17 protein-coding genes are annotated in these 19,931 nt (G+C 70.5%); 9 read left to right on the top strand and 8 right to left on the bottom strand.

All coding sequences use genetic code 11. The features are described from left to right. Window positions 1-42: 42 nt before the first annotated feature. Window positions 43-915, top strand: a complete 873-nt coding sequence (locus AOK17_RS02800) for a class I SAM-dependent methyltransferase (protein WP_055610647.1) — start codon at window positions 43-45, stop codon at window positions 913-915. A 68-nt stretch (window positions 916-983) separates the two neighbouring features. Here AOK17_RS02800 and AOK17_RS02795 read toward each other — a convergent pair whose 3' ends face one another. Beyond that, complete coding sequence (locus AOK17_RS02795; RefSeq protein WP_055610646.1) at window positions 984-1,898, bottom strand: expansin EXLX1 family cellulose-binding protein; 915 nt, start codon at window positions 1,896-1,898, stop codon at window positions 984-986. Between the two features lie 306 nt (window positions 1,899-2,204). Between AOK17_RS02795 and AOK17_RS02790 the strand changes: the two genes are divergently transcribed. Further along, window positions 2,205-3,353 (top strand): M23 family metallopeptidase, encoded by a 1,149-nt coding sequence (locus AOK17_RS02790; protein ID WP_055610645.1) that lies wholly within the window; start codon window positions 2,205-2,207, stop codon window positions 3,351-3,353. A gap of 62 nt (window positions 3,354-3,415) precedes the next feature. Here AOK17_RS02790 and AOK17_RS02785 read toward each other — a convergent pair whose 3' ends face one another. After that, the gene (locus AOK17_RS02785; protein WP_055610644.1) at window positions 3,416-4,201 is read right to left on the bottom strand and encodes a carbonic anhydrase; all 786 of its coding nucleotides are present in this window, start codon (window positions 4,199-4,201) and stop codon (window positions 3,416-3,418) included. Window positions 4,202-4,568: 367 nt separating this feature from the next. Between AOK17_RS02785 and AOK17_RS02780 the strand changes: the two genes are divergently transcribed. The 6 genes from AOK17_RS02780 (at window position 4,569) to AOK17_RS02755 (ending at window position 10,817) form a co-directional block, all read left to right on the top strand. After that, window positions 4,569-5,660 (top strand): sugar ABC transporter substrate-binding protein, encoded by a 1,092-nt coding sequence (locus tag AOK17_RS02780; protein WP_206190660.1) that lies wholly within the window; start codon window positions 4,569-4,571, stop codon window positions 5,658-5,660. A 67-nt stretch (window positions 5,661-5,727) separates the two neighbouring features. Further along, window positions 5,728-6,816: a mandelate racemase/muconate lactonizing enzyme family protein gene (locus AOK17_RS02775; protein ID WP_055610643.1), complete on the top strand. Its 1,089-nt coding sequence runs from the start codon at window positions 5,728-5,730 to the stop codon at window positions 6,814-6,816. After that, window positions 6,813-7,877, top strand: coding sequence for an ABC transporter permease (locus AOK17_RS02770; protein ID WP_055610642.1), 1,065 nt, complete (start codon window positions 6,813-6,815; stop codon window positions 7,875-7,877). Before AOK17_RS02775 ends, AOK17_RS02770 begins: the two co-directional genes overlap by 4 nt. Then, on the top strand, window positions 7,874-8,947 hold the full coding sequence (locus tag AOK17_RS02765; protein ID WP_055610641.1) for an ABC transporter permease: 1,074 nt from the start codon (window positions 7,874-7,876) through the stop codon (window positions 8,945-8,947). The genes AOK17_RS02770 and AOK17_RS02765 overlap by 4 nt, the downstream gene beginning before the upstream one ends. Beyond that, window positions 8,944-10,497, top strand: a complete 1,554-nt coding sequence (locus AOK17_RS02760; protein WP_055610640.1) for a sugar ABC transporter ATP-binding protein — start codon at window positions 8,944-8,946, stop codon at window positions 10,495-10,497. The genes AOK17_RS02765 and AOK17_RS02760 overlap by 4 nt, the downstream gene beginning before the upstream one ends. Next, a complete protein-coding gene (locus tag AOK17_RS02755) occupies window positions 10,494-10,817 on the top strand; it encodes an L-rhamnose mutarotase (protein ID WP_055610639.1) in 324 nt (107 codons plus the stop codon). The genes AOK17_RS02760 and AOK17_RS02755 overlap by 4 nt, the downstream gene beginning before the upstream one ends. A gap of 64 nt (window positions 10,818-10,881) precedes the next feature. Here the strand turns inward: AOK17_RS02755 and AOK17_RS02750 are convergent, their stop codons facing one another. Continuing rightward, on the bottom strand, window positions 10,882-11,619 hold the full coding sequence (locus tag AOK17_RS02750) for a GntR family transcriptional regulator (protein WP_055610638.1): 738 nt from the start codon (window positions 11,617-11,619) through the stop codon (window positions 10,882-10,884). A 73-nt stretch (window positions 11,620-11,692) separates the two neighbouring features. Continuing rightward, window positions 11,693-12,040, bottom strand: coding sequence for a hypothetical protein (locus tag AOK17_RS02745; RefSeq protein ID WP_055610637.1), 348 nt, complete (start codon window positions 12,038-12,040; stop codon window positions 11,693-11,695). Between the two features lie 428 nt (window positions 12,041-12,468). Here AOK17_RS02745 and AOK17_RS02740 point away from each other — a divergent pair, with 428 nt between their 5' ends. Then, the gene (locus AOK17_RS02740) at window positions 12,469-14,004 is read left to right on the top strand and encodes a purple acid phosphatase family protein (protein WP_055610636.1); all 1,536 of its coding nucleotides are present in this window, start codon (window positions 12,469-12,471) and stop codon (window positions 14,002-14,004) included. A 64-nt stretch (window positions 14,005-14,068) separates the two neighbouring features. Here the strand turns inward: AOK17_RS02740 and AOK17_RS02735 are convergent, their stop codons facing one another. The 4 genes from AOK17_RS02735 to AOK17_RS02720 all read right to left on the bottom strand — a co-directional run. Then, window positions 14,069-15,046, bottom strand: a complete 978-nt coding sequence (locus AOK17_RS02735; RefSeq protein WP_055610635.1) for an RNA polymerase sigma factor — start codon at window positions 15,044-15,046, stop codon at window positions 14,069-14,071. 129 nt (window positions 15,047-15,175) lie between these two features. Beyond that, complete coding sequence (locus AOK17_RS02730; RefSeq protein ID WP_055610634.1) at window positions 15,176-16,555, bottom strand: carotenoid oxygenase family protein; 1,380 nt, start codon at window positions 16,553-16,555, stop codon at window positions 15,176-15,178. Window positions 16,556-16,634: 79 nt separating this feature from the next. Beyond that, on the bottom strand, window positions 16,635-17,207 hold the full coding sequence (locus AOK17_RS02725) for a hypothetical protein (protein WP_055610633.1): 573 nt from the start codon (window positions 17,205-17,207) through the stop codon (window positions 16,635-16,637). A 197-nt stretch (window positions 17,208-17,404) separates the two neighbouring features. Next, window positions 17,405-19,931: sensor histidine kinase (locus AOK17_RS02720; protein ID WP_063997154.1), on the bottom strand; the 2,527-nt coding region annotated here is incomplete at its 5' end.

Raw genomic sequence — 19,931 nt, 5'->3', positions numbered from 1 at the left:
CCGTCGAAGGCAAGCAGTTGAAGGCAAGCGGAGGAGACGAACATGGACGCGAAGCGCGGGACCGATGACGAGCAGGCGGCACGCTGGAACGGGCCCGCCGCCAGTGCCTGGGTCGAGGCCCAGTCTCTGGTGGACGGTGTACTCAAGCCCTTCGAGGACCTCCTCGTCGAAGCGCTGTCCACCGGTGACGGAGGCCAGGTGCTCGGCGACGGAGGCCGCGTTCTCGACGTCGGCTGCGGCACCGGCTCCACCACGCTGGCCGTGGCGCGGCGGCTCGGTGCGGCAGGGCACATCGTGGGCGTCGACATTTCCGAGCCGATGCTCACCGCGGCCCGGGCGCGCGCCGAGCAGACGGATGCACCGGCGTCCTTCGTCCACGCCGACGCGCAGGAGTACGCGTTCGAGCCCGCAAGCTTCGACGCGGTCATGTCGCGCTTCGGCGTCATGTTCTTCAACGACTCCGTCCGGGCCTTCGCGAACCTGCGGCGGGCCGCGAAGGACGGGGCCGTGCTCCGGTTCGTCGCGTGGCGCAGCCCGGCGGAGAATCCGTTCATGACGACGGCCGAACGCGCCGCGGCTCCGCTCCTTCCGAATCTGCCCGCCCGCCGGCCCGACGAGCCGGGGCAGTTCGCCTTCGCGGACGCGGACAGGGTCCGGCGCATCCTGGCGGAAGCCGGCTGGACCGGCATCGACATCCAGGCGAAGGACGTGACCTGCACGCTCCCCGAGAGCGAGTTGATCCGCTACTTCACCCGGTTCGGTCCCCTCGGCCAGATCCTGGGCGAGGCGGACGAGCACACCCGCGCGCACGTCGTCGAGACGGTCCGCGCCGCCTTCGACCCCTTTGTCGAGGGCCCGGAAGTCCGCTTCACCGCGGGCTGTTGGATGGTCGGCGCCCGAGCGTCGTCCGCATGACCCGTGCGTCGTCCGCATTGACCCGGGCATCGTCCGCGTGAACGAAGTGGCCGAAGGACCGGCCCTGGTCAGCGCTTGGCGAACTGAGCCCCGGTCGACTGCACGGCGTTCGCCGTCAACGCGACCCCGTTGAGCGTGAGTTGCTCTCCGAAGATGTCCGTGACCCTGATCGCGCCACCGCATCCGCTGCCGTCGTCGGAGATGAAGTAGTTGTACTCGGCGCGCGTCAGCTGACGCCAGCCGCTGCCCGCGCGTACTTCGAGCCGGGCCACCGGATTGCGGTGACCGATGACCTGGATGCCGCACCAGTAGCGGCTGGACCCGGTCTTGTACCGGATCGAGACCGTGCCGGCGGCACTTGGGCTCGACAGCGTCCAGGTGATCGGGATCTTGCCGGCCGAGGGCTGGGCGAGTTTGGCGAAGGCCTCGGCGCTGAGGTCGATCTGACCGGGTGCGCAGTCCCCCGGGCACTCGTTGGTGATACGAACCGTGACCGACGCCCCGTTGGCCGCGCGGACGAGTACGTACGCCCCGCACGCCTTGGCGGTTTCGTAGTCGGTGCTGTTCATCGCCGCGGTCATGACGTCACCGCTCGCGTCGTACATGCAGGCGCCCGAACCGTCCGCGTCGTAGAACGTGGCGACGCCCCGGTACGTGGCACCGGGCCGTATGCGTCCCGCCAACGGGGCGGCGGCGGAACCGGTTCGGGGGGTGTCCGCGGCCGAGGGCTTCGCCGACGTGGCGGTCGCGCGGGGGGACTCCTTGCGCGGCGTGCTCTTGGCCGACGGCTTCGCCGATGTCTCGGTCGCACTGACGGACGCGGTCGGGGACACCGTCGCGGGCGGGACATCCGCCTGGGTGCCACCGGCGGGCTTGGCCTCGGTGTTCCCGGTGTCGGCCTGGTGGTCGACAAGCAGTCCCACGATCAAGGAGGCGACGATGAGCGCCCCGGCCGCCGCGATGAACAGCCACCGTCTGTGCACCGGACCTCCTTGACTGCCGCGACCTGTTACTGCGACCTGAACGACCGCGGGCGCGGGGCCAGTGATACTCCCAGACCCGGGACCACGGCGGCAAGCGTGAGTTCGTGGGGTGGTCGGGGCCCCTGTCGCATGTCGCATGCTCTGCCGTGTATACCGCCGGACATCGAAGGTGCCCCTTCGGGCAGGCCACCGTGCCTCGATGACCGGTGACGTCCGGCCGAAGGCCCGTTAGCGTCCGAATGTGAGCCTGAACATTCCGCCGAGACCACGCCCAGCCGCACTACCTCCGCGCAGCCAGCCCTGCACGTGACCGAGGAGAGGGAAGGCGCGGCAACCGTCCGCGAGGCGGCGGGCACGGCCGAAGGACCGGCTGCCGAAGGAGCTGCTGCCGAAGAGGCGTTCAGTGAGAAACAACGGCCGCGGCGCCGCGGCCCCGGCCCCTTCGCCCTGATCGTGGCGCCCAGTCTGGTAGCGCTGATCGGTGTCTCGGGATATCTGGCCGTGACCGGCGGACTCTCCCCCGGCCAGTCCGAGGGGCCGGATCCGGCGCAGACGTCCGTCGCCAACGTCGATGCCTCGTACGTCCCTTGGCTGCGCAAGGCGGCCGACGCCTGCACGGTCGTCACGCCTTCCCTGCTCGCCGCCCAGATCGATCAGCTCTCCGGGTGGAGCAACGACAGCGCCAGCCTGTCGCAGCAGGGAATCGCGAGTTTCACGGACGCCCAATGGCGGACCTGGGGCCGGGACGACAACGCCAACGGCCGTTCCTCGCCGCGCGACACGGAGGACGCCATCATGGCCCTCGGCAGGCAGGACTGCTCCCTCGCCGAGAAGGTGACCGACCTCAGGACCGAGGGAATCGTCAGCGGCGACCTCGTCGACCTCACGCTCGCCGCGTACACGGTCGGGACGGACACGGTAAAGCGGGCGGGCCGCGTGCCCGCCGACGCACGCACATTCCTCAAGCGGGTCAAGGCACGGCTTCCGCGGTACGAGGCGCTCGTCCGTCGCACCCCCGACCAGAACGGCGGCGGCCAGAACGCCTCCGCCGTACTGACCCCTCCCGTCGGCACACTCACGGTCACCTCGTCCTTCGGATCGCGTACCCATCCGCTCACCGGGGTCACCAAGCTCCACACGGGAGTGGACTTCGGCGCGCCTCAGGGAGCGCAGGTGGCCGCCGCGCGTGACGGCCGGATCGAGTTCGCGGGCACGACCACGGCGTACGGCATCCGGGTGGTGATCGACCACGGCACGATCGGCGGCAAGCGGCTGCAGACGACCTACAGTCACCTGTCGGCCCTCCAGGTCACGGCGGGTCAGACCGTGACCGCCGGCTCACCGGTCGGGCTCGTCGGCTCCACCGGCCTGTCCACGGGACCCCACCTGCACTTCGAGGTGCTCCTCGACGGCCAGTACATGGACCCGTTGCCCTGGCTCGGCACCGCCCGCTGACCTTCACCGAGGAGGCGACCGCGGCGGCTGTCCGCCGCGGTCGCCTCACGGGTGTACGAGGTTCAGCCGATGCGGTGCACCCGCTGGGTGGTCAGCTCGTAGCGGGCGCCGACGATGGCCAGCGCGCCCGAGTCGACCTTGGCGGCGAGGTCGGGCTCCGCCGCGAGCTGTGACCGTACGAGTCGTATGTTGGCGTCGATCGTCGCGTCGACGCGCGCGTCACCCTCCTTGGTGCGATCGATGGCCGGGCTGATCCGGTCGGCCAGGTACTGGATGTGGGCGGGCAGTTCCTCGCCCGACTCGTCCGCCTGGACCGTGGCCTTCACGGCCCCGCACGACTGGTGGCCGAGCACCATGAGCAGCGGGATCCCCAGTTCGAGCACTCCGTACGCGAGGCTGCCGAGCACGGCCTCGTCGAGGACCTGGCCCGCGCTGCGTACGGTCATCAGGTCGCCGAGGCCCTGGTCGAAGACCAGCTCCGGAGGCACCCGGGAGTCGATGCAGCCGAGCAGGAGGGCGAAGGGGTGCTGAGCGGTCGTCAGCGACTGCCGGACGGCGGGAGACTCGTCGGGATGCCGCTCGCGGAAGGTGCTCCAGCGGCGGTTGCCCGCCGCCAGTTCGCGCAGGGCCTCTTCGGCGGTGGTCGGCCGCTTGCGCGCGGGAGCGGTGGGGGGTGCGGCTGCCGCGGGTACGGCGCCGACGGCCAGTCCGGCGCCGAGGACCGCGGTCCCGGTGAGCGCGGCGCGGAGGAGGGAGCGCCGGGCGGGGGATGTCGCGCCGGAGAGCGGCGTGACGGAGGCCGTCCGCGGCTGGCGGACGGCTCTGTGGGGTGCTGGGTCAGAGATCACGGACGGGAACGTACGTCCGACTCGACACCCCTCCGTTCGGCTTGCCGAATCATGGACGAGCATTGATGAACCATGATCAAGTGTTGAACCGTTCTTGGGTACTCCGAGGCACTTCCTTGGCCATGACTCGGGCGCCGCTCTGAGGCAAGGCCGCTTCAGTTTCCTATACGATTTTGCGGGCACCTCGACCTGCCGGGAAGTACAGGTGCCACACCCTCCGAGGTCGCCCCGCGGCGCGCCAGGACTACGACTTAGCAGCGTAAAGCTCCTCTTGCGCCATCGATCCGTGCCGCAAGTCTTGACGCGTCAGGCTTCCTGTCCCACGATCTCCGCATCGATTTCCTATCTGATTCTTCAGGGGTGGGGCATGCGCTTCCCAACCAGATCCGTCCTGCCCGGAGTTGTCGCGGCCGTGGTGCTGGCCTCGGGGACAGCGGCCTGTACCTACAAGAACTCGGACACCGCGTCCGGCGGTCGGGCCGCGCCGGACGCACGGACGGGCGGCGGGGCCGAACTCGTGGACGGTTCCCGGACCAAGGTCGCCCTCGTGCCCGGCGGCGCCCACCCGTACTTCCAGCCCTGGAAGGCGGCGGTCACCGGCGCGCGAAAGACCTACGGCCTCGGGGCCGTCACCTTCGACGAGACGGCGGAGTGGGACCAGCAGAAGCAGAACAACCTGCTGTCCACGCTGGCGGCGCGCGGCTACAACTCCTTCGGGGTGTTCGGCGTCTCCCCCACCGACATCAACTCGACCTTCGCGGACCTCAGATCGCAGGGCTTCCCCGTGGCGTCCTTGGGTTCCTGCCCCGCCGGTGACAAGGACGAGGCCGACTTCTGCCTCTCCACGGATGTCGAACTCGCCGCCTACAAGGCCTCGAAGGCGGCGATCGAGGCCATGGGCGGTCGCGGCACTCTGGTCCACCTGACCGGCAACAACGTCGACGCCAATACGCAGTTGAGGATCAAGGGCGTCGCTCAGGCCGTGAAGGAGACGGGCGGCAAGGTGAAGCTGCTGCAGACCATCACCGACATCGACACGGACCTGCAGACGGCGCAGAAGGCGGTGTCCGACCTGATGGCGGCCAAGGGCGACAGGATCACGGGCATCGTCGCCACCGCCTACAACCCGGCCGTCGCCGCCGCGGACGCCGTCAGCACGTCCGGATCGAAGGCGAAGGTCATCGCCATCGACGACGACGCCAAGATCCTGAGCGGCATCAAGCAGGGCACGGTCACGGCCACCGTGGTGCAGAACCCGGTCGGTCAGGCCGAGATCGGAACGTGGGCCCTGGCGCTGCTGCAGACCGAGCAGTGCACCGTGCGCGATCCCGGGGTGGAGGTCGACTCCGGTTCGTTCGTCGTCGACAAGGCGAACGTCTCGGACTACGACAAGGCGCGGCAGAAGAAGACCGCCCAGCTCAAGACGGAGTTCGCCGACAAGATCCTCTCGTGCGGCTGACCGGCTCCCACGACAGCAGACCCACGACGGGCCCTCGACGGACCACGACAGAAATCGGATTCGCTGGATGAGCATCATCACGACCGCGACCGCCCGGCTGGCCGACATAGCCGTCGAGCAGGACCGTACCGACGCGGTGCAGTCCTTCGTCAAACAGGAGACGGTCCTGGTCGACCTGGAGACGTCGGACGGCGTCGCGGGAACCGGCTACACCTACACGATCGGCACCGGCGGCACGTCCGTACTGGCCCTGCTGCGCGACCATCTCCTGCCCGCCCTCGTCGGACAGGACGCCCGCAACGTCGAGGCGCTGTGGCAGCGGCTGTTCGCCCTGACCCGGGCGACCACCACGGGAGCCATCACCTCACTCGCCCTCGCCGCCGTGGACACCGCCCTGTGGGACGTGCGGTGCAAGCGGGCGGGCGAACCGCTCTGGCGGCTGGCCGGCGGACACCGCCGGCAAGTGCCGGTCTACGACACCGAGGGCGGCTGGCTCCATCTGAGCGCCGAGGAGTTGGTGAAGGGCGCCCTGCGGGCCCAGGAGGCGGGGTGGGCGGGCGTCAAGATCAAGGTGGGCCGGCCGCATCCCGCCGAGGACGCGGAACGGCTGCGTGCGGTACGCGAGGCCGTCGGCCCCTCGCTGCACATCATGACCGACGCCAACCAGTCCCAGACGGCGTCCTCAGTCCTCCGGCTCGCGGCGGCGCTGGAGCCGTACGACCCGTACTGGCTGGAGGAGCCGCTGCCCGCGGACGACATCAGCGGTCACGCCCGTCTCGCGGGCGCGACCCGGATTCCGGTCGCCGTCGGGGAGTCCATGTACTCGCTCATGCAGTTCCGCAGCTATCTGGAGGCCGGCGCCGCCTCCGTCGTACAGGTCGACGCCGCCCGGATCGGTGGCATCACACCGTGGCTCAAGGTCGCGCACCTGGCGGAGAGCCACAACGTCATGGTCTGCCCGCACTTCCTGATGGAACTGCACGTCAGCCTCGCCGCCGCGGTGCCCAACGGCCAATACGTCGAGTACATACCGCAGTTGCGCGCCGTGACCCGGACCGAGCTGACCATCCGCGACGGCATGGCCGTGGCCCCGGACGTGCCGGGCATCGGCATCGACTGGGACCTGGACGCGCTCGACGACCGGAGGGTGGCATGACGACCTCCATCAGCCCGCCGGACACCGTCCCGGAGGAGAAGGCGGCAGGTCACCGCATGCCGTTCTGGGTCAATCAGCGGCTCGGTCTGCTGGTGCTGGTCGTCGCGCTGAGCGTCCTGTTCGGTGTGCTGCGGCCGGCGTTCCTCGACCAGCGCCTGGTGCTCTTTCCGCTCCTGCGGGACGTCGCCACGCTGACCGTGGTGGCGCTCGCACAGATGGTGGCCCTGTCCGTCGGACACATGAACCTCGCGGTCGGGCGGATGGCGGCCTTCGGGGCCATGTTCGCGGGCCTCGGGTACGACCGGCTCGGTCTGCCGATGCCCGCCGGGCTGCTGCTGTGCCTGGCCGCCGGTGCCGCCATCGGGGCTGTCACCGGCTGGCTCATCGCCCGTACCGGCGTGAGTTCCTTCGTGGTCACGCTGGCGATGGACTTCGCCCTGCTGGGACTGGTGTCCCTGCTGTACTCGGCACTCACGGAGGACGCGGCCTTCACCACCCGCCCGTCCGGAATCGACGAACTGCGGTCCTACTCGCTCGCCGACATCTGCGCGGGGCCCGTCTGCGGCTCGCCCGCCGTACCGCAGATCGCGCAGTTCACCGTGCTCGCCATGGTCGGCCTCGGTTTTCTGTACGGGTGCACCCGCATCGGCAGGGAACTACTGCTCACCGGTGCCAACCCGGCGGCGGCGGAGCTGTCCGGCATTCCCACCGGGCGCCGTGTCCTGCTCGCGCACACGCTCTCCGGACTGCTCGCGGCGCTCGCCGGATTCATGGCCGCCGCCGGCACGGGAACGTTCCGCGCCTCCATCGGCAACGACTTCATGCTGCCCTCCTTTCTGGGTGCGGTGCTCGGGGGCACCCTGCTCACCGGCGGGGTGGTGTCCGTGCTGGGCACGCTGCTCGGCACCGCCCTGGTCGGCGTGATCCGCAAGGGCCTCGACCTGCTCGGCGTCGGCCTGGAAAGCCTGAACATCTACCTCGGCTGTGTCCTCCTGCTGGCCCTGTCGGCCGACCGGATACGCACCGTGGTGTCCTATCGCAAGGTGGTGCGCGAGACATGAACCGCTTCAACGTGAAGCGCATTCCAGCGAGTTGGGACGGCGCGGCGCTGCGCCGGTTCTCCCGTTCCACGGCGGCGATGCTGCTGTGCGTGGTCGTGGCGGGATACCTGGCGCTGGGCGTGGCCTCTTCGGGCTCGTTCTTCGAGGGCCCCTCGGTACGGGTCTTCCTCCAGTACCTGGCCACTCCCATCCTGATCGGGCTGGCCCAGATGGTGGCGCTGTGCGTGGGTCAACTCAACCTCGCCGTAGGCGCCTTGGGCGGCTTCACCGCGTGTCTCATGGGCGTCCTCATGGCCGACCACGGTGTGCCCGCAGGACTCGCCGTGATCGTGGGCCTGCTGACCGCGACAGCCATCGGCCTGGTGACCGGCCTCGTCATCGTGGCCACCCAGATCAACGGGTTCATCGTCACCCTCGCCACCATGACGATCCTGCTGGGTGCGCAGTACCGGCTCACCGGCACCCGTACCGTCGACGGCTACTCCCCCACGCTGCGCGACCTCGGCACGGCGGCGCCGCTGAACATCCCCCTCGTCTTCGTCACCGCGCTCGCCGCGGCGGCCCTGCTGGCCGCCTTCATGTACCGCACGGTCGCGGGCCGGCGGCTCCTCGCCGCAGGCGGCAACCCCCTGGCAGCAAGGCTGTCCGGCATCTCCACCGACCGGCAGATCGTGGCCGCGCACACCCTGTCCGGGCTGCTGATCGGCGTGGCCGCCGTGACGGCCACCGCCTCGCTGCCCGGCGTCAACCGGAGTGTCGGCGGCGACTGGCTGCTGCCGAGCTTCGCCGCACCGATCATCGGGGGCGTGGCGCTGACCGGCGGTTCGATAGCCGTGTTCGGAACGGTCCTCGCGGCCTTCGTGACGCGGCTGATCGATGCCGCGCGAGCGCAGTTCTCGCTGGACCCGAGCTGGGTGAACCTCCTCATCGGCCTGGTCGTGCTGGGTACGGTCGCCGGTGGCCGCCTGCACCAGACCCGGCTGGGGAAGACGGGTGGCACGGCGGCCCCACCGGCGGAGGGCGGCAAGCAGCCGCCCGCCGTCCTGCCGCAGCCGGGAGGCGCCCGGTGAGTACGGTCCTTCTCGAATGCCACGACCTGGTCAAGGTCTTCCCGGGTGTGCGGGCGCTGGACGGCGTCGGGCTGCGGCTGACCTCCGGCACCGTGCACGCGCTCCTCGGTGAGAACGGCGCGGGCAAGTCCACCCTGATCAAGGTCCTCACCGGGGTGCACTCCCCCGACGGCGGCGGGCTCACGTGGTGCGGCGAACCGGTCCATCTACGCTCGCCGTTGGAGGCGACCCGTACCGGCATCGGTGTCGTCCACCAGGAACGCAACCTGATCCCGGGCTTCTCGGTGGCGGAGAACATCACCCTGCAGAAGCCGCCCTCGCACCGCGGGCTGGTCGACCGCGAGGCCATGACCGCACCTGCCCTGGCGTGTCTCGCGGAGCTCGGCGTCGACCTCGACCCGCACCAGCCCGTACGTGAACTGTCCGTCGCACAGCAGCAGTTGGTGGAGACGGCCAAGGCCCTCTACACCGAGAGCCGGGTCCTCCTGCTGGACGAACCCACCGCTTCCCTCTCCCCGCAGGAGACGGAGCGGCTGTTCGAGGTGATCCGGCGGCTGGCCGCCCGTGGCGCCTGTGTCGTCTTCGTCAGCCACAAGCTGGAGGAGGTCTTCGCGGTCTGCGACACCGTCACCGTGCTGCGCGACGGGAAGTCGGTGCTGGAGGCCGCGCCGCTGGCCGACCACACCCACGACGACATCGTCGGCCTCATGGTGGGCCGCGCCCACGCGGCGACCGAGATGCGCCCCCGCACGGTCGACCGCACCGCCACCCCGACTCTCGTACTGGACAAGGTCTCCACGGCCGGCGGACACCGAGACATCAGCCTGGAGGTCCGGCCCGGCGAGATCGTCGGCCTGTACGGACTGGTCGGCGCCGGGCGGAGCGAACTGGTCAAGGCGGTGCTCGGCCTGGACCGCATCACCGGCGGCGAGGTCAGGGTGCACGGCAGGCCGGCCCGGATCAGCTCGCCGCGCCAGGCCCTGCACAAGTTCGGCATCGGCTACGTCACCGAGAACCGCAAGGAGGAGGGCGTCTTCCTGGAACAGCCCATCGTCCGCAACATCACGGTGACGGTGTGGAAGAGGCTCGCCAGGGCCCTCGGGTTCGTCTCGGCACGCGAGGAGCGTGACGTGGCACAGGACCACGTGGAGCGGCTCGGCATCCGCGTCGCGGGGCTCGGGCAGAACGCCGGTGAGCTGTCCGGCGGCAACCAGCAGAAGGTCAGCCTCGCCAAGTGGCTCGCCGCCGACACCCGGCTGCTCGTCATCGACGAACCGACGGTGGGCGTCGACGTCCGCACCAAGCACGCCTTCCACGAACTGATCTGGGACCTGGCCCGCGACGGCCTGCCCATCCTGCTGATCAGCAGCGACCTCGCCGAGATGGTCACCCTCGCGGACCGGATCGTCGTCATGACGGACCACCACGTCCGCGGCGAGGTCGACAACGACCGGGACTACGACCGCATGAGCGGCCGGGTCATCCGCCTGATCCACGACCGCGCGGACTCCAGCGCCGATTCGGCCGACGCGAAGGCGGTGAGCGGATGAAACGCGTGGCACAGGTCATCGCCGTACAGCCCGAAAGGCTCGACGAATACCGGGAGTTGCACCGCAACGTGCCCCCGGCGGTGCTCGACCGGATCCGGCGCAGTCATATCTCCAACTACTCGATCCATCTGCTGGGCGACCGGCTGTTCGGCTACTTCGAATATCACGGCGACGACTTCGAGGCGGACCTGGCCCTGATGGCCGAGGACGAAGCCACGCAGCAGTGGTGGAGACTCACCGGCCCCTGCCAGATACCGGTGGCGGAAGCGGCCCCCGGGGAGTGGTGGGCGACGGCAGAACAGGTGTTCCTCATGGAGTGACGGAGTCAGGCGGCGCGACGCGGCACGTCTGCCGCATCTACCGGATCTACCGGATCTACCGGATCTACCGGATCGAGGACGCGGGAGCGGGCTCGTCGCCCTCGTCGCGCTGACGTTCCATGCTGCGCGTGAGATGCTCCGTCATCGCCTCGGCAGCCCGCTCGGGATTGCGGCGCAGAACCGCGCGTACGATCCGCTCGTGCTCCGCGACGGTCGGGCCCCCCGCGCCGACGACGTTGCTGAGCCGGAAGATGTGCAGGTGCGCGTGGAGCCGCTCCACCGCGTCGGCGAGCAGCGGCCGGTGCGCGGCCTGTCCGATCGCCTCGTGGAAGCGCTGGTCGAGTGCGGCGAAGTCGCGGTAGGACGCGTACCGTCCGTTCGGGCTCGGTTGGACCTGCATCTCCTCGACGATCCGTTCCAGGCCGTCGAGTTGCACCTCGGTGGCGTTCGCGGCGGCCAGAGCGGCAGCCCTGGGTTCCAGCAGCAGGCGCATCTCGAAGAGTTCCTCAAGGCCCTGACGGGTCAGCAACTCCGTGGCCCGGTATCCGGAGAGCGCGCGCTTCACCACCAGGCCGTCGGACTCCAGCCGGGCCAGCGCCTCCCGGACGGGGGTCGGTGAGACCTTGAGCGCTCTGGCCAGCGACTCGATGCCCACGCGTGCGCCGGGGGCGATCTCGTGGTCCATGACCATCGCCTTGATGCGCTCGTAGACGCTGTCCGACAGTGCCTGCCGGACGGGCGGCACGCTCCGGTCGTCGCCCTCGTCCGGGACACCGGCCGCGGAAGGGCTGTGCGGCGGCATCCCGGCTCCTCCTCAAGACTCGGCGTATCCCTCACAGTTTATGCCGGTGGTGACGCAGTACACCGGGCGTAGGTCAGGAAGCGCTGTCGCGCACGTCCAGGTGGGCCCAGAGATCCTCGGCCTGCGGCTCCGCGGCGGCCTCCTCCGCGGCTGCCGCAGCGGCGGCCTCCACCTCGGCACGCTTCGAGAACGCCACGGCGCGGCGGGCCTTGGCGATGACCTCGGCCTGCTCCGCACCGAACCTCGCGGAATCGAGCCGGGCGTTGAAGGCGGTCAGCACCTCGGGGTTCATCACCTCGAGAGCGGCGCGCAACTCGGCGAGCGTCTGGGGGCCCTCGGCGAATTCAAGCTGGTAGGGATCTTCGAACTGGTACGGATCCGAATCGGCCTGCGGGCTCGGCTCGTGCGGTAGCGCGGACATGTGCGTGACCTCCGGTCTTGATGGCTCCCACGGTACGCGGTTGGTGTGCCCCGCCGTGCAGGGGTACGAACGATCAGCGACCCCCGCAAGCCCATTCACCCTGAGACACGAAGCGAAAGCGGAACGTGACATCTGCAGGAGATCCGGTCACGGAAACGCCTCGTCGCGCCGAAGGTGGCGAAGAACACGTCCGGGCGAAATACGCAGCCCGCCGACCGGGGCGCCGCTTGGACCCAGCCCGGCTGACGCGCCATCAGGCTCCCGCCAAATCCCTTGCCGCACAACCCTGTTGGGCCTGCCGACGCGAGTGCGAAACCTCGAAGAAAGATCAAGTATGCCCATGATCGTGCGGTGATGTCGCATTCCATACCGGGCGCCGCATTCGGTATCCCCCCTGGCGTTCACCGCGTGCGGGCACATACTCAGTCATGCGCTGCTGCTTCTCCGCTCCCCTCGCGGCCATGTCGGCCCTGCCCTCTCCCTGTGAAGTCCTACGTTCCGGCGCCCTCCTCGCCCCCACGCTGCTGCGGGCCGCCGCCGGAGCCCTCCACGGGCCCACACGCAGGGGCCACGCCCATCACCCCGACAGCCTGGCTGCCGTCCACCTGGAACTGGTCACCCTGACCGAGGACCGCGCCATCATCACCTGGTACACCGGGGTGCCCGGCACCAACGACGGGCTGGGCCACATGCTCCCCGCCGTCACGGAGGGTGAGGTCGTCTACGGCACCCATCCCTCCCGGCTGGACCGCACCGCGGCGGAGGACCGGCCCACGGCGCACCACCATGTCGAGCTCACGGACCTGGAGCCGGGGCAGACGTACTACTACCAGGCCCGCTCGCGGGGCACGGCCGCCACGCCCACGCCGCTGCACCTCATCCGCGGCAACGCCGTCGGCACCAACCGCTACGGACTGGGTTCGAGCCGGGGTCCGTACTCCTTCACCACCCCGCAGCCCCCGCCGGGGCGGCATCTGCTGTCGATAGCGCTCTGCAACGACTTCCACATCGGGGAGACCACCGCCGGTCTGATGGCCGGGCTGCCCCTGCTGCGCGGTGTGGCGCAGGAGCCGGGGCTCGCCCCGTATCCGGAGATCATGAGCCGGGCCCTGGTCGAGGAGGCACGGCGGCGCGGGGCGGATCTGCTGCTGGCCGCGGGGGACATCTCGGCAGGCGGGGCGCCGCGTGACCTGGCGGAGGCCAAGCGGATCCTGGACGGCTTCGGCAGCCACGGACAGGACTACTTCGCCGTACGCGGAAACCACGACCGGCCCCGGCACCGCGACGCCGGAGACGCCTTCCGCGAAGAGTTCCTCGGTGGCCCGGGGCCCGCGTACTTCGCCCGCGATCTCGGCGGGTTGCGGATCATCGGGCTCGACACCTACGAGAAGGACGGCAACGGCGCCGACGCCGGCGGGCTCGGTGACGAGCAACTGTCCTGGTTCCGGGCCCGGTTGAAGGAGCGCGGCGACCAGCCCACCGTCGTGTTCGGGCACCATCCGCTGACCGTGCGGGACTCCCTCTTCCCGGTGAGCGGCGGGCAGCGCCTCGGCCGCCGCCAGGCCCGCTCGATTCTCGACGCCTACGCGTCCGCGCCCGGAGTCTTCCTCCACCACGCGGGCCACACCCACCGCAACAAGCGAACCGTCCTGCCGCAGGCGCCGCACGTGACTCTGCAGGAGGTCAGCGCCGCCAAGGACTATCCCGGCGGCTTCAGCCTGCTCCGGATCCACTCCGGCGGCTACGCCCTCAACCACTACAAGACCAGCAGCGCCCAGGCCCGTGAGTGGGGCGAGCGCAGCCGCCGGGTGGCCGGCGGTCTGTGGCCGCACCACGCCCTGGGCCGCTCGGTCGCCGACCGCAACAGCATGACCGCCCACGATCTGTCCGGCGTCAGCCCTCGCGGCGTTCCGGCCGCGGCACCGGCGGGCTTCCGTGCAGGCCTGGGCACCGCCGCCTCATAGCCGACGTTCCGGAACCGCCGTCCCATAGCCGACGAGTCGCATCCGTCGTCTCAGAACCGACGCCTCATGCCGGTTCCGGGAACCCGGCCGGGCCCGTCGAAACCGGCATGGGGAAGATCAGCCGCAGTTTCTGAACCCTTCGGTTCTCGCGGAACATGAGCCAGGCGAGGGTCGGCGGGCAGATGTGGTCGGCGGCGTGGTCGGTGACGTCGTGCGTGACGTCCATTTCCCAGATGGTGATGTCACGGCTGGCCACCACATGGCGCAGACTCTGGCGCACCCCGAACTCCAGGGTCTGCCGCATGACGGGGACGGGATGGGTGCGTGCGCCCGGCCGGCTGAGAGGGCCGACCAGTTCGCTCTCCTCCGGCCACAACTCGGAGATCTCCTGGGGCAGTTGGCCGCGCTCTGATGCCTGGAGGGTCTCCACGGCCTCGTGTCGGCTGTCCTCGGTGAGCGCGGCGGCGTCGTCGTGCGTCTGGTTGGCGGTCGACAGCAGCACCTGGGCCATCTTCCCCCTGGCCTGGTTGAGCCGGCTGCGCACGGTGCCGACCGGTACCTCGCAGACATCGGCGATCTCCTGGTAGGAGGTGATGCCGCTGAAGTGCCGCAGCATCAGCACCAGCCGGAGCTTCGGCGGCAGTTCGTCCACCGCGTCCCAGATCCAGTCCCGCATCGCGTGCTGTTCGATGAGCTGCTCCGGGTGCGAGGTCTCGTCGTCGCGAAGCCGCAGATGGTCCAGCCCGTCCAGGCCGGGTGTCTCGCGGGTGTCGCGCAGGCGCGTACGGGAGGCGTTGCGCACGATCGCGCGCAGCCACGCTCCCACGGCCGCCGGATCCCGTACGTCGCCGATGCGCCGCAGCGCGGTCAGCGCGGCGTCCTGCACCGCGTCCTCGGCGTCGGGGCCGTAGCCGAGCAGGCTCAGCGCCACCGCGCGCATCGGCGCCTGGTGGCGGGCCAGCAGCAGGCCGAGGGCTCCGGCCTCGCCGGCCTGGGCCCTGCGGGTGAGTGCCTCATCCGTGGGCGGGTTGAGGGGCAACATGAGCTGAACGCCTCCGTGCGGACGATTCACGAACCGTGTGGAGCTTGGGAGATGGGTCCCATCTTTCCCACTCGGCGATGTATGCGGGGTGGAACCTGGGCAAAAATTCGGGAAGCCCCTGCCTGCGCACTACAGCCCCCGGGGCCGGTGAACGGACTCCGGCAGCCAGCTTCCGTGGAAGCCGGCCGGGACGGGGTACGGCAGTTCCACCACGGCCTGGACGGAGAGGTCCGTGGCGTCGAGGACGACCAGCTCCCCCGCCCGGCCGTCGTCGTCCGAGACGAGCGACAGGAGCCAGCCCTCGTCCTCGCCCGCGCCGTCCGCCGCCGGTACGAAGACGGCTTCCCCGGCGTAGCGGCTGCCGGGCGTCTCGTGGGCGTGACTGGTGCGGCGCGTCAGGTCGTGCTTGGCTACACCGTCTCCGGAGACGGTGTACAGGTAGCGGTTCGGGCGTCCGGTGAGGGTCCCGTTGTGCGTGGGGAACTCGGCCGCCCGGTCGTCCAGTTGGGACTCGGTGACACGGCCGGTGGCCGGATCCAGTGTCCATCGGTGCAGGACGGCGAGGGACTGGGAACGGCCCGGTTCCATCGCACCGGCCAGGCCATTGGGGCCCGCGGGGCCGCCGAGGTCCGTCCAGGCCTTCCGGAAGCCCGCGTGGTCGTAGCGCACCGCGTCCAGCACGATGCGCCCCCGCGGGTCCTCGTAGGCGTTGCCGACGTGGAAGACGTAGCAGGGGTCGACCTCGTACCACCGCACGTCGGTGCTGCCGGGGGTGCGGGACATGACTCCGAGCCGCGCGCCGTACCCCTCGTCCCACTGGTAGGGCATGCCGCCGCGCCCGGCGAAGGCGGGGTCGAAGACGACGGGCAGGTCCATCCACAGGACGTGGCGCTCGGTGACGGCGAAGTCGTGCATCATCGTCGGGCCCGGCACGTCGATCCGCCGGCTGTCGAGCAGCTGCCCCTCCGCGGTGATCCGGTGGTAGGTGAGGTAGGGCGGGACGCACCCGGTCCCGAACAGGTGCAGTTCGCCGGTGACCGGGTCCTCCTTGGGGTGGGCGGTCATCGCGGTGGTCAGCCGCCCGCCGAAGTCGTACGGTCCGACGGTCTCCAGGGAGGGAGACACCCAGTAGGGAAGGCCCGCCTCGCACAGTGCCAGCACGGTGCCGGCGTGCCGGATCACGTGGGTGTTGGCGGGCGTCACGGTGAGGTCGACGGTGGCGTTCGCACGGATGAACGGATGTCCCTCCAGCTTCCGTGTACGTATCCACCGGTTGCGGTACCACTCGGCGCGTCCGCCCCGCAGCCGGATGCCGTGGAGCATGCCGTGACCGGTGAACCAGTGGCCCGTGTCCTGGCCGGGCAGCGGGTTGGGGCCGTTGCGCAGATAGCGGCCGTCCAGGTCGGCCGGCAGGGAGCCCCGCACGGTGAGACCGGCCGCGCTGTGTTCCTCGGGGGCCGGGGCGAAGCGGCCCTGGAGATACAGGGGAGGAGCTGTCTGGTCGGTCATCGCGCTCTCCTCGTGCCCTTGGTGCGGTGAGTTCTTCGGCCGTGCGAGGCTGCCGGGGTCTTGCGGAGGGGCCCGCCCGTCAGGGAGCGGCCGTGGCCGGCGCCTGGGCCAGCAGTCGTGCCTGGGCCCGGGCGGGATAGACCTTCGTGAAGACGGCAGGTCCGACGAGGCCCGCGACATGGGCGGAGATGCCGGCCCAGGCCGGCGCGTCGACGGCGCCGCAGACGGCCAGGCCGACGGCGATGAAGGTGAATCCGGCGCCCCAGGCGGTGGTGATGTGGTTGTTGACCCGGATGAACTCCGGCATGTCCCAGTACTCGCGGGGTGTCTGGCGCCGGGCGATGCCCAGTGTGAAGGGGCGCCGGATCGCGAGGGTGCCCCAGGCGGTGGCCGCCAGCCAGCCGAAGGAGAGGACGTCGGTGTGGTCCGCCAGGACCGAGTCCGGGTCGGTGACGGCGACGGCGCCGACGACCACGAAGTACACGATGGCGCTGATCTCCAGGACCAGGGCGTCGAGTTCGACACCGCGGCGGCGGTCCTGCAGCAGGAGCAGCAGCCCCGTGACGAGTCCTCCTGTCGCACCCCAGCGCCAGTCGAAGGACGACACGACGCCGGAGACGATCCAGGGGATGAATCCACGCAGATAACCCATTGAACGTTCCTTGGTGAACAGAGGCGGACGGCCGCGGAGGAGTGGTGTTCCGCGGCCGGTCGATGGCCGGACGCCGACTAGATGCACGGCGAACGCCGAAGTTCGAACTTCGGCGTGTGGCGCTCGTCACAGGTGTTCGGGGGCGCTGAGTGAAGGGGGTTGGCCCCGGCCGAGGGAGGTGACCCCCGGCCGGAGCACTAGGAGGTCGTGGTCGCCGGGAGGTCGGGGCGGATCGGATGGGCGCCGGGCGCGGCGGGGAGGGTGAGGACCATGGTGAGGCCGCCGCCGGGGGTGTCCTCGGCGGTGAGGGTGCCGCGCATCGACTCGGCGAAGCCGCGGGCGACCGCGAGGCCGAGGCCCACTCCGGCGCCGCGCGGGGCGTCGCCGTACCGCTGGAAGGGCTCGAAGATGCGGTCCTTGGCCGGGTCCGGGACGCCCGGGCCGCGGTCCACCACCCGGACCTCCACGCGATCGGCCATCGCACTCGCCGATACCAGGACCCGTTCCCCGGCGGGGCTGTACTTCACCGCGTTCTCGACCAGGTTGGCGACCGACCGCTCCAGCAGGCCGGGGTCGACGGCGACCATCGGCAGCGTCTCGGGGATGTCCAGTTCAACGCGGTCCTCGGGGACTCCGCCGAGCGCCATCGGGACCACCTCGTCGAGGTCGATCTCGCGGATCAGCGGCGTGACCGTGCCGGTCTGGAGCCGGGACATGTCGAGCAGGTTGCCCACGAGGTTGTCGAGGCGGTCCGCGCCCTCCTCGATGCCTTCGAGCAGCTCCGCCTGATCCTCCTCGGACCAGGCCACGTCCTCCGAACGGAGCGAGGAGACCGCGGCCTTGATCCCGGCGAGCGGGGTGCGCAGATCATGGCTGACGGCGGCAAGGAGGGCCGTGCGGATGCGGTTGCCCTCGGCCAGCGCGCGTGACTGGTCCGCCTGCGACTGGAGCCGCTGGCGGTCCAGGACCACCGCGGCCTGCGCGGCGAACGCGGCGAGCACCCGTCGGTCCTCCGCCGGCAGCACCCGCCCCGAGAGCGCGAGGGCCATGTGGTCGCCGACCGGCATGTCGACGTCCGCGTTCTCGGGGCTCTGACAGGGCCGCGGGCCCACGCTGCCCGCGCAGGTCCACGGATCGACGTCGCTGTCCCGTTCCAGCAGGGCGACCGACTCCATGCCGAAGGTCTCCCTGACCCGCTCCAACAGCGCCTCCAGGCTGGTCTCCCCGCGCAGCACACTGCCCGCCAGGACCGAGAGGATCTCCGACTCGGCCCGCAGCCGGGCCGCCTGATGCGTACGCCGGGCCGCGAGGTCCACCACGGAGGCGACCGACACGGCGACCCCCACGAAGATGGCGATGGCGACGATGTTCTTGGGGTCGGCGATCGTCAGGGTGTGGACGGGCGGGGTGAAGAACCAGTTCAGCAGCAGCGAGCCCACCACGGCCGAGGCCAGCGCCGGGTAGAGGCCGCCGAGCAGGGCCGCGGCCACCGTCAGCGTCAGAAACAGCAGCATGTCGTTGGCCAGGCCGACCGAAGGCGTGACGCCGGTGAGCAGCAGCGTCAGGAGGGCGGGGCCGGCCACTCCCACCAGCCAGCCCCAGATGACCCGGGACCGGCCGAGCCGCGCGCTCCGGGCGACGGGCAGACCTCGCCCCTTGCCCGCCTCGTCGTGGGTGATCAGGTGGACGTCGAGGTCGGGCCCCGACTCCCGGGCCACCGTGGCTCCGACGCCCGGGCCGAACACGTACTGCCAGCCCTTGCGGCGGGACACCCCGAGGACGATCTGGGTGGCGTTCACCCCGCGCGCGAAGTCCAGGAGTGCCGTCGGTATGTCTTCCCCGATGACGTGGTGGAAGGTGCCGCCCAGGTCCTCCACGAGGGTGCGCTGGACGGCGAGTTCCTTCGGGGAGGCGGAGGTCAGGCCGTCGCTGCGGGCGATGTAGACGGCGAGTACTTCGCCGCCCGCGCCCTTCTCGGCCAGCCGGGCGGCTCGGCGGATGAGCGTACGGCCCTCGGGGCCGCCGGTCAGGCCGACGACGATCCGCTCGCGGGAGCCCCAGATCTTCGAGACCCGGTGCTCGTTGCGGTACTCGGTCAGGTACTCGTCGACCCGGTCCGCCACCCACAGCAGCGCCAGCTCGCGCAGGGCGGTCAGGTTGCCGGGGCGGAAGTAGTTGGACAGTGCCGCGTCGACCTTGTCCGGCTTGTAGATGTTGCCGTGCGCCATCCGGCGGCGCAGCGCCTGCGGAGACATGTCGACGAGCTCGATCTGGTCGGCCCGCCGCACCACCTCGTCCGGCACGGTCTCCTGCTGTCGTACACCGGTGATGGACTCGACGACGTCACCCAGCGACTCCAGGTGCTGGATGTTGACCGTCGTGATCACGTCGATGCCGGCCGCGAGGAGTTCCTCGACGTCCTGCCAGCGCTTGGTGTTGCGCGAGCCGGGGATGTTGGTGTGGGGCAGTTCGTCGACGAGGGCCACTTCGGGGTGCCGGGCGAGTACCGCGTCCACGTCCATCTCGGTGAAGACGGTGTCCCGGTACTCCAGTTCTTTCCGGGGTATCTGCTCCAGACCGTGCAGCATCACTTCCGTACGCGGCCGGTTGTGGTGCTCCACGAAGGCGACCACACAGTCGGTGCCCCGCTCGACACGGCGGTGCGCCTCGGAGAGCATCGCGTACGTCTTGCCGACGCCCGGCGCCGCACCGAGGTAGATCCGA

The organism is Streptomyces phaeochromogenes (genome assembly GCF_001418655.1).
Taxonomy (GTDB): Bacteria; Actinomycetota; Actinomycetes; order Streptomycetales; family Streptomycetaceae; genus Streptomyces; species Streptomyces phaeochromogenes.
Note: the sequence above shows the minus strand (reverse complement) of the source record. Positions and strands in the feature narration are given on the sequence as shown.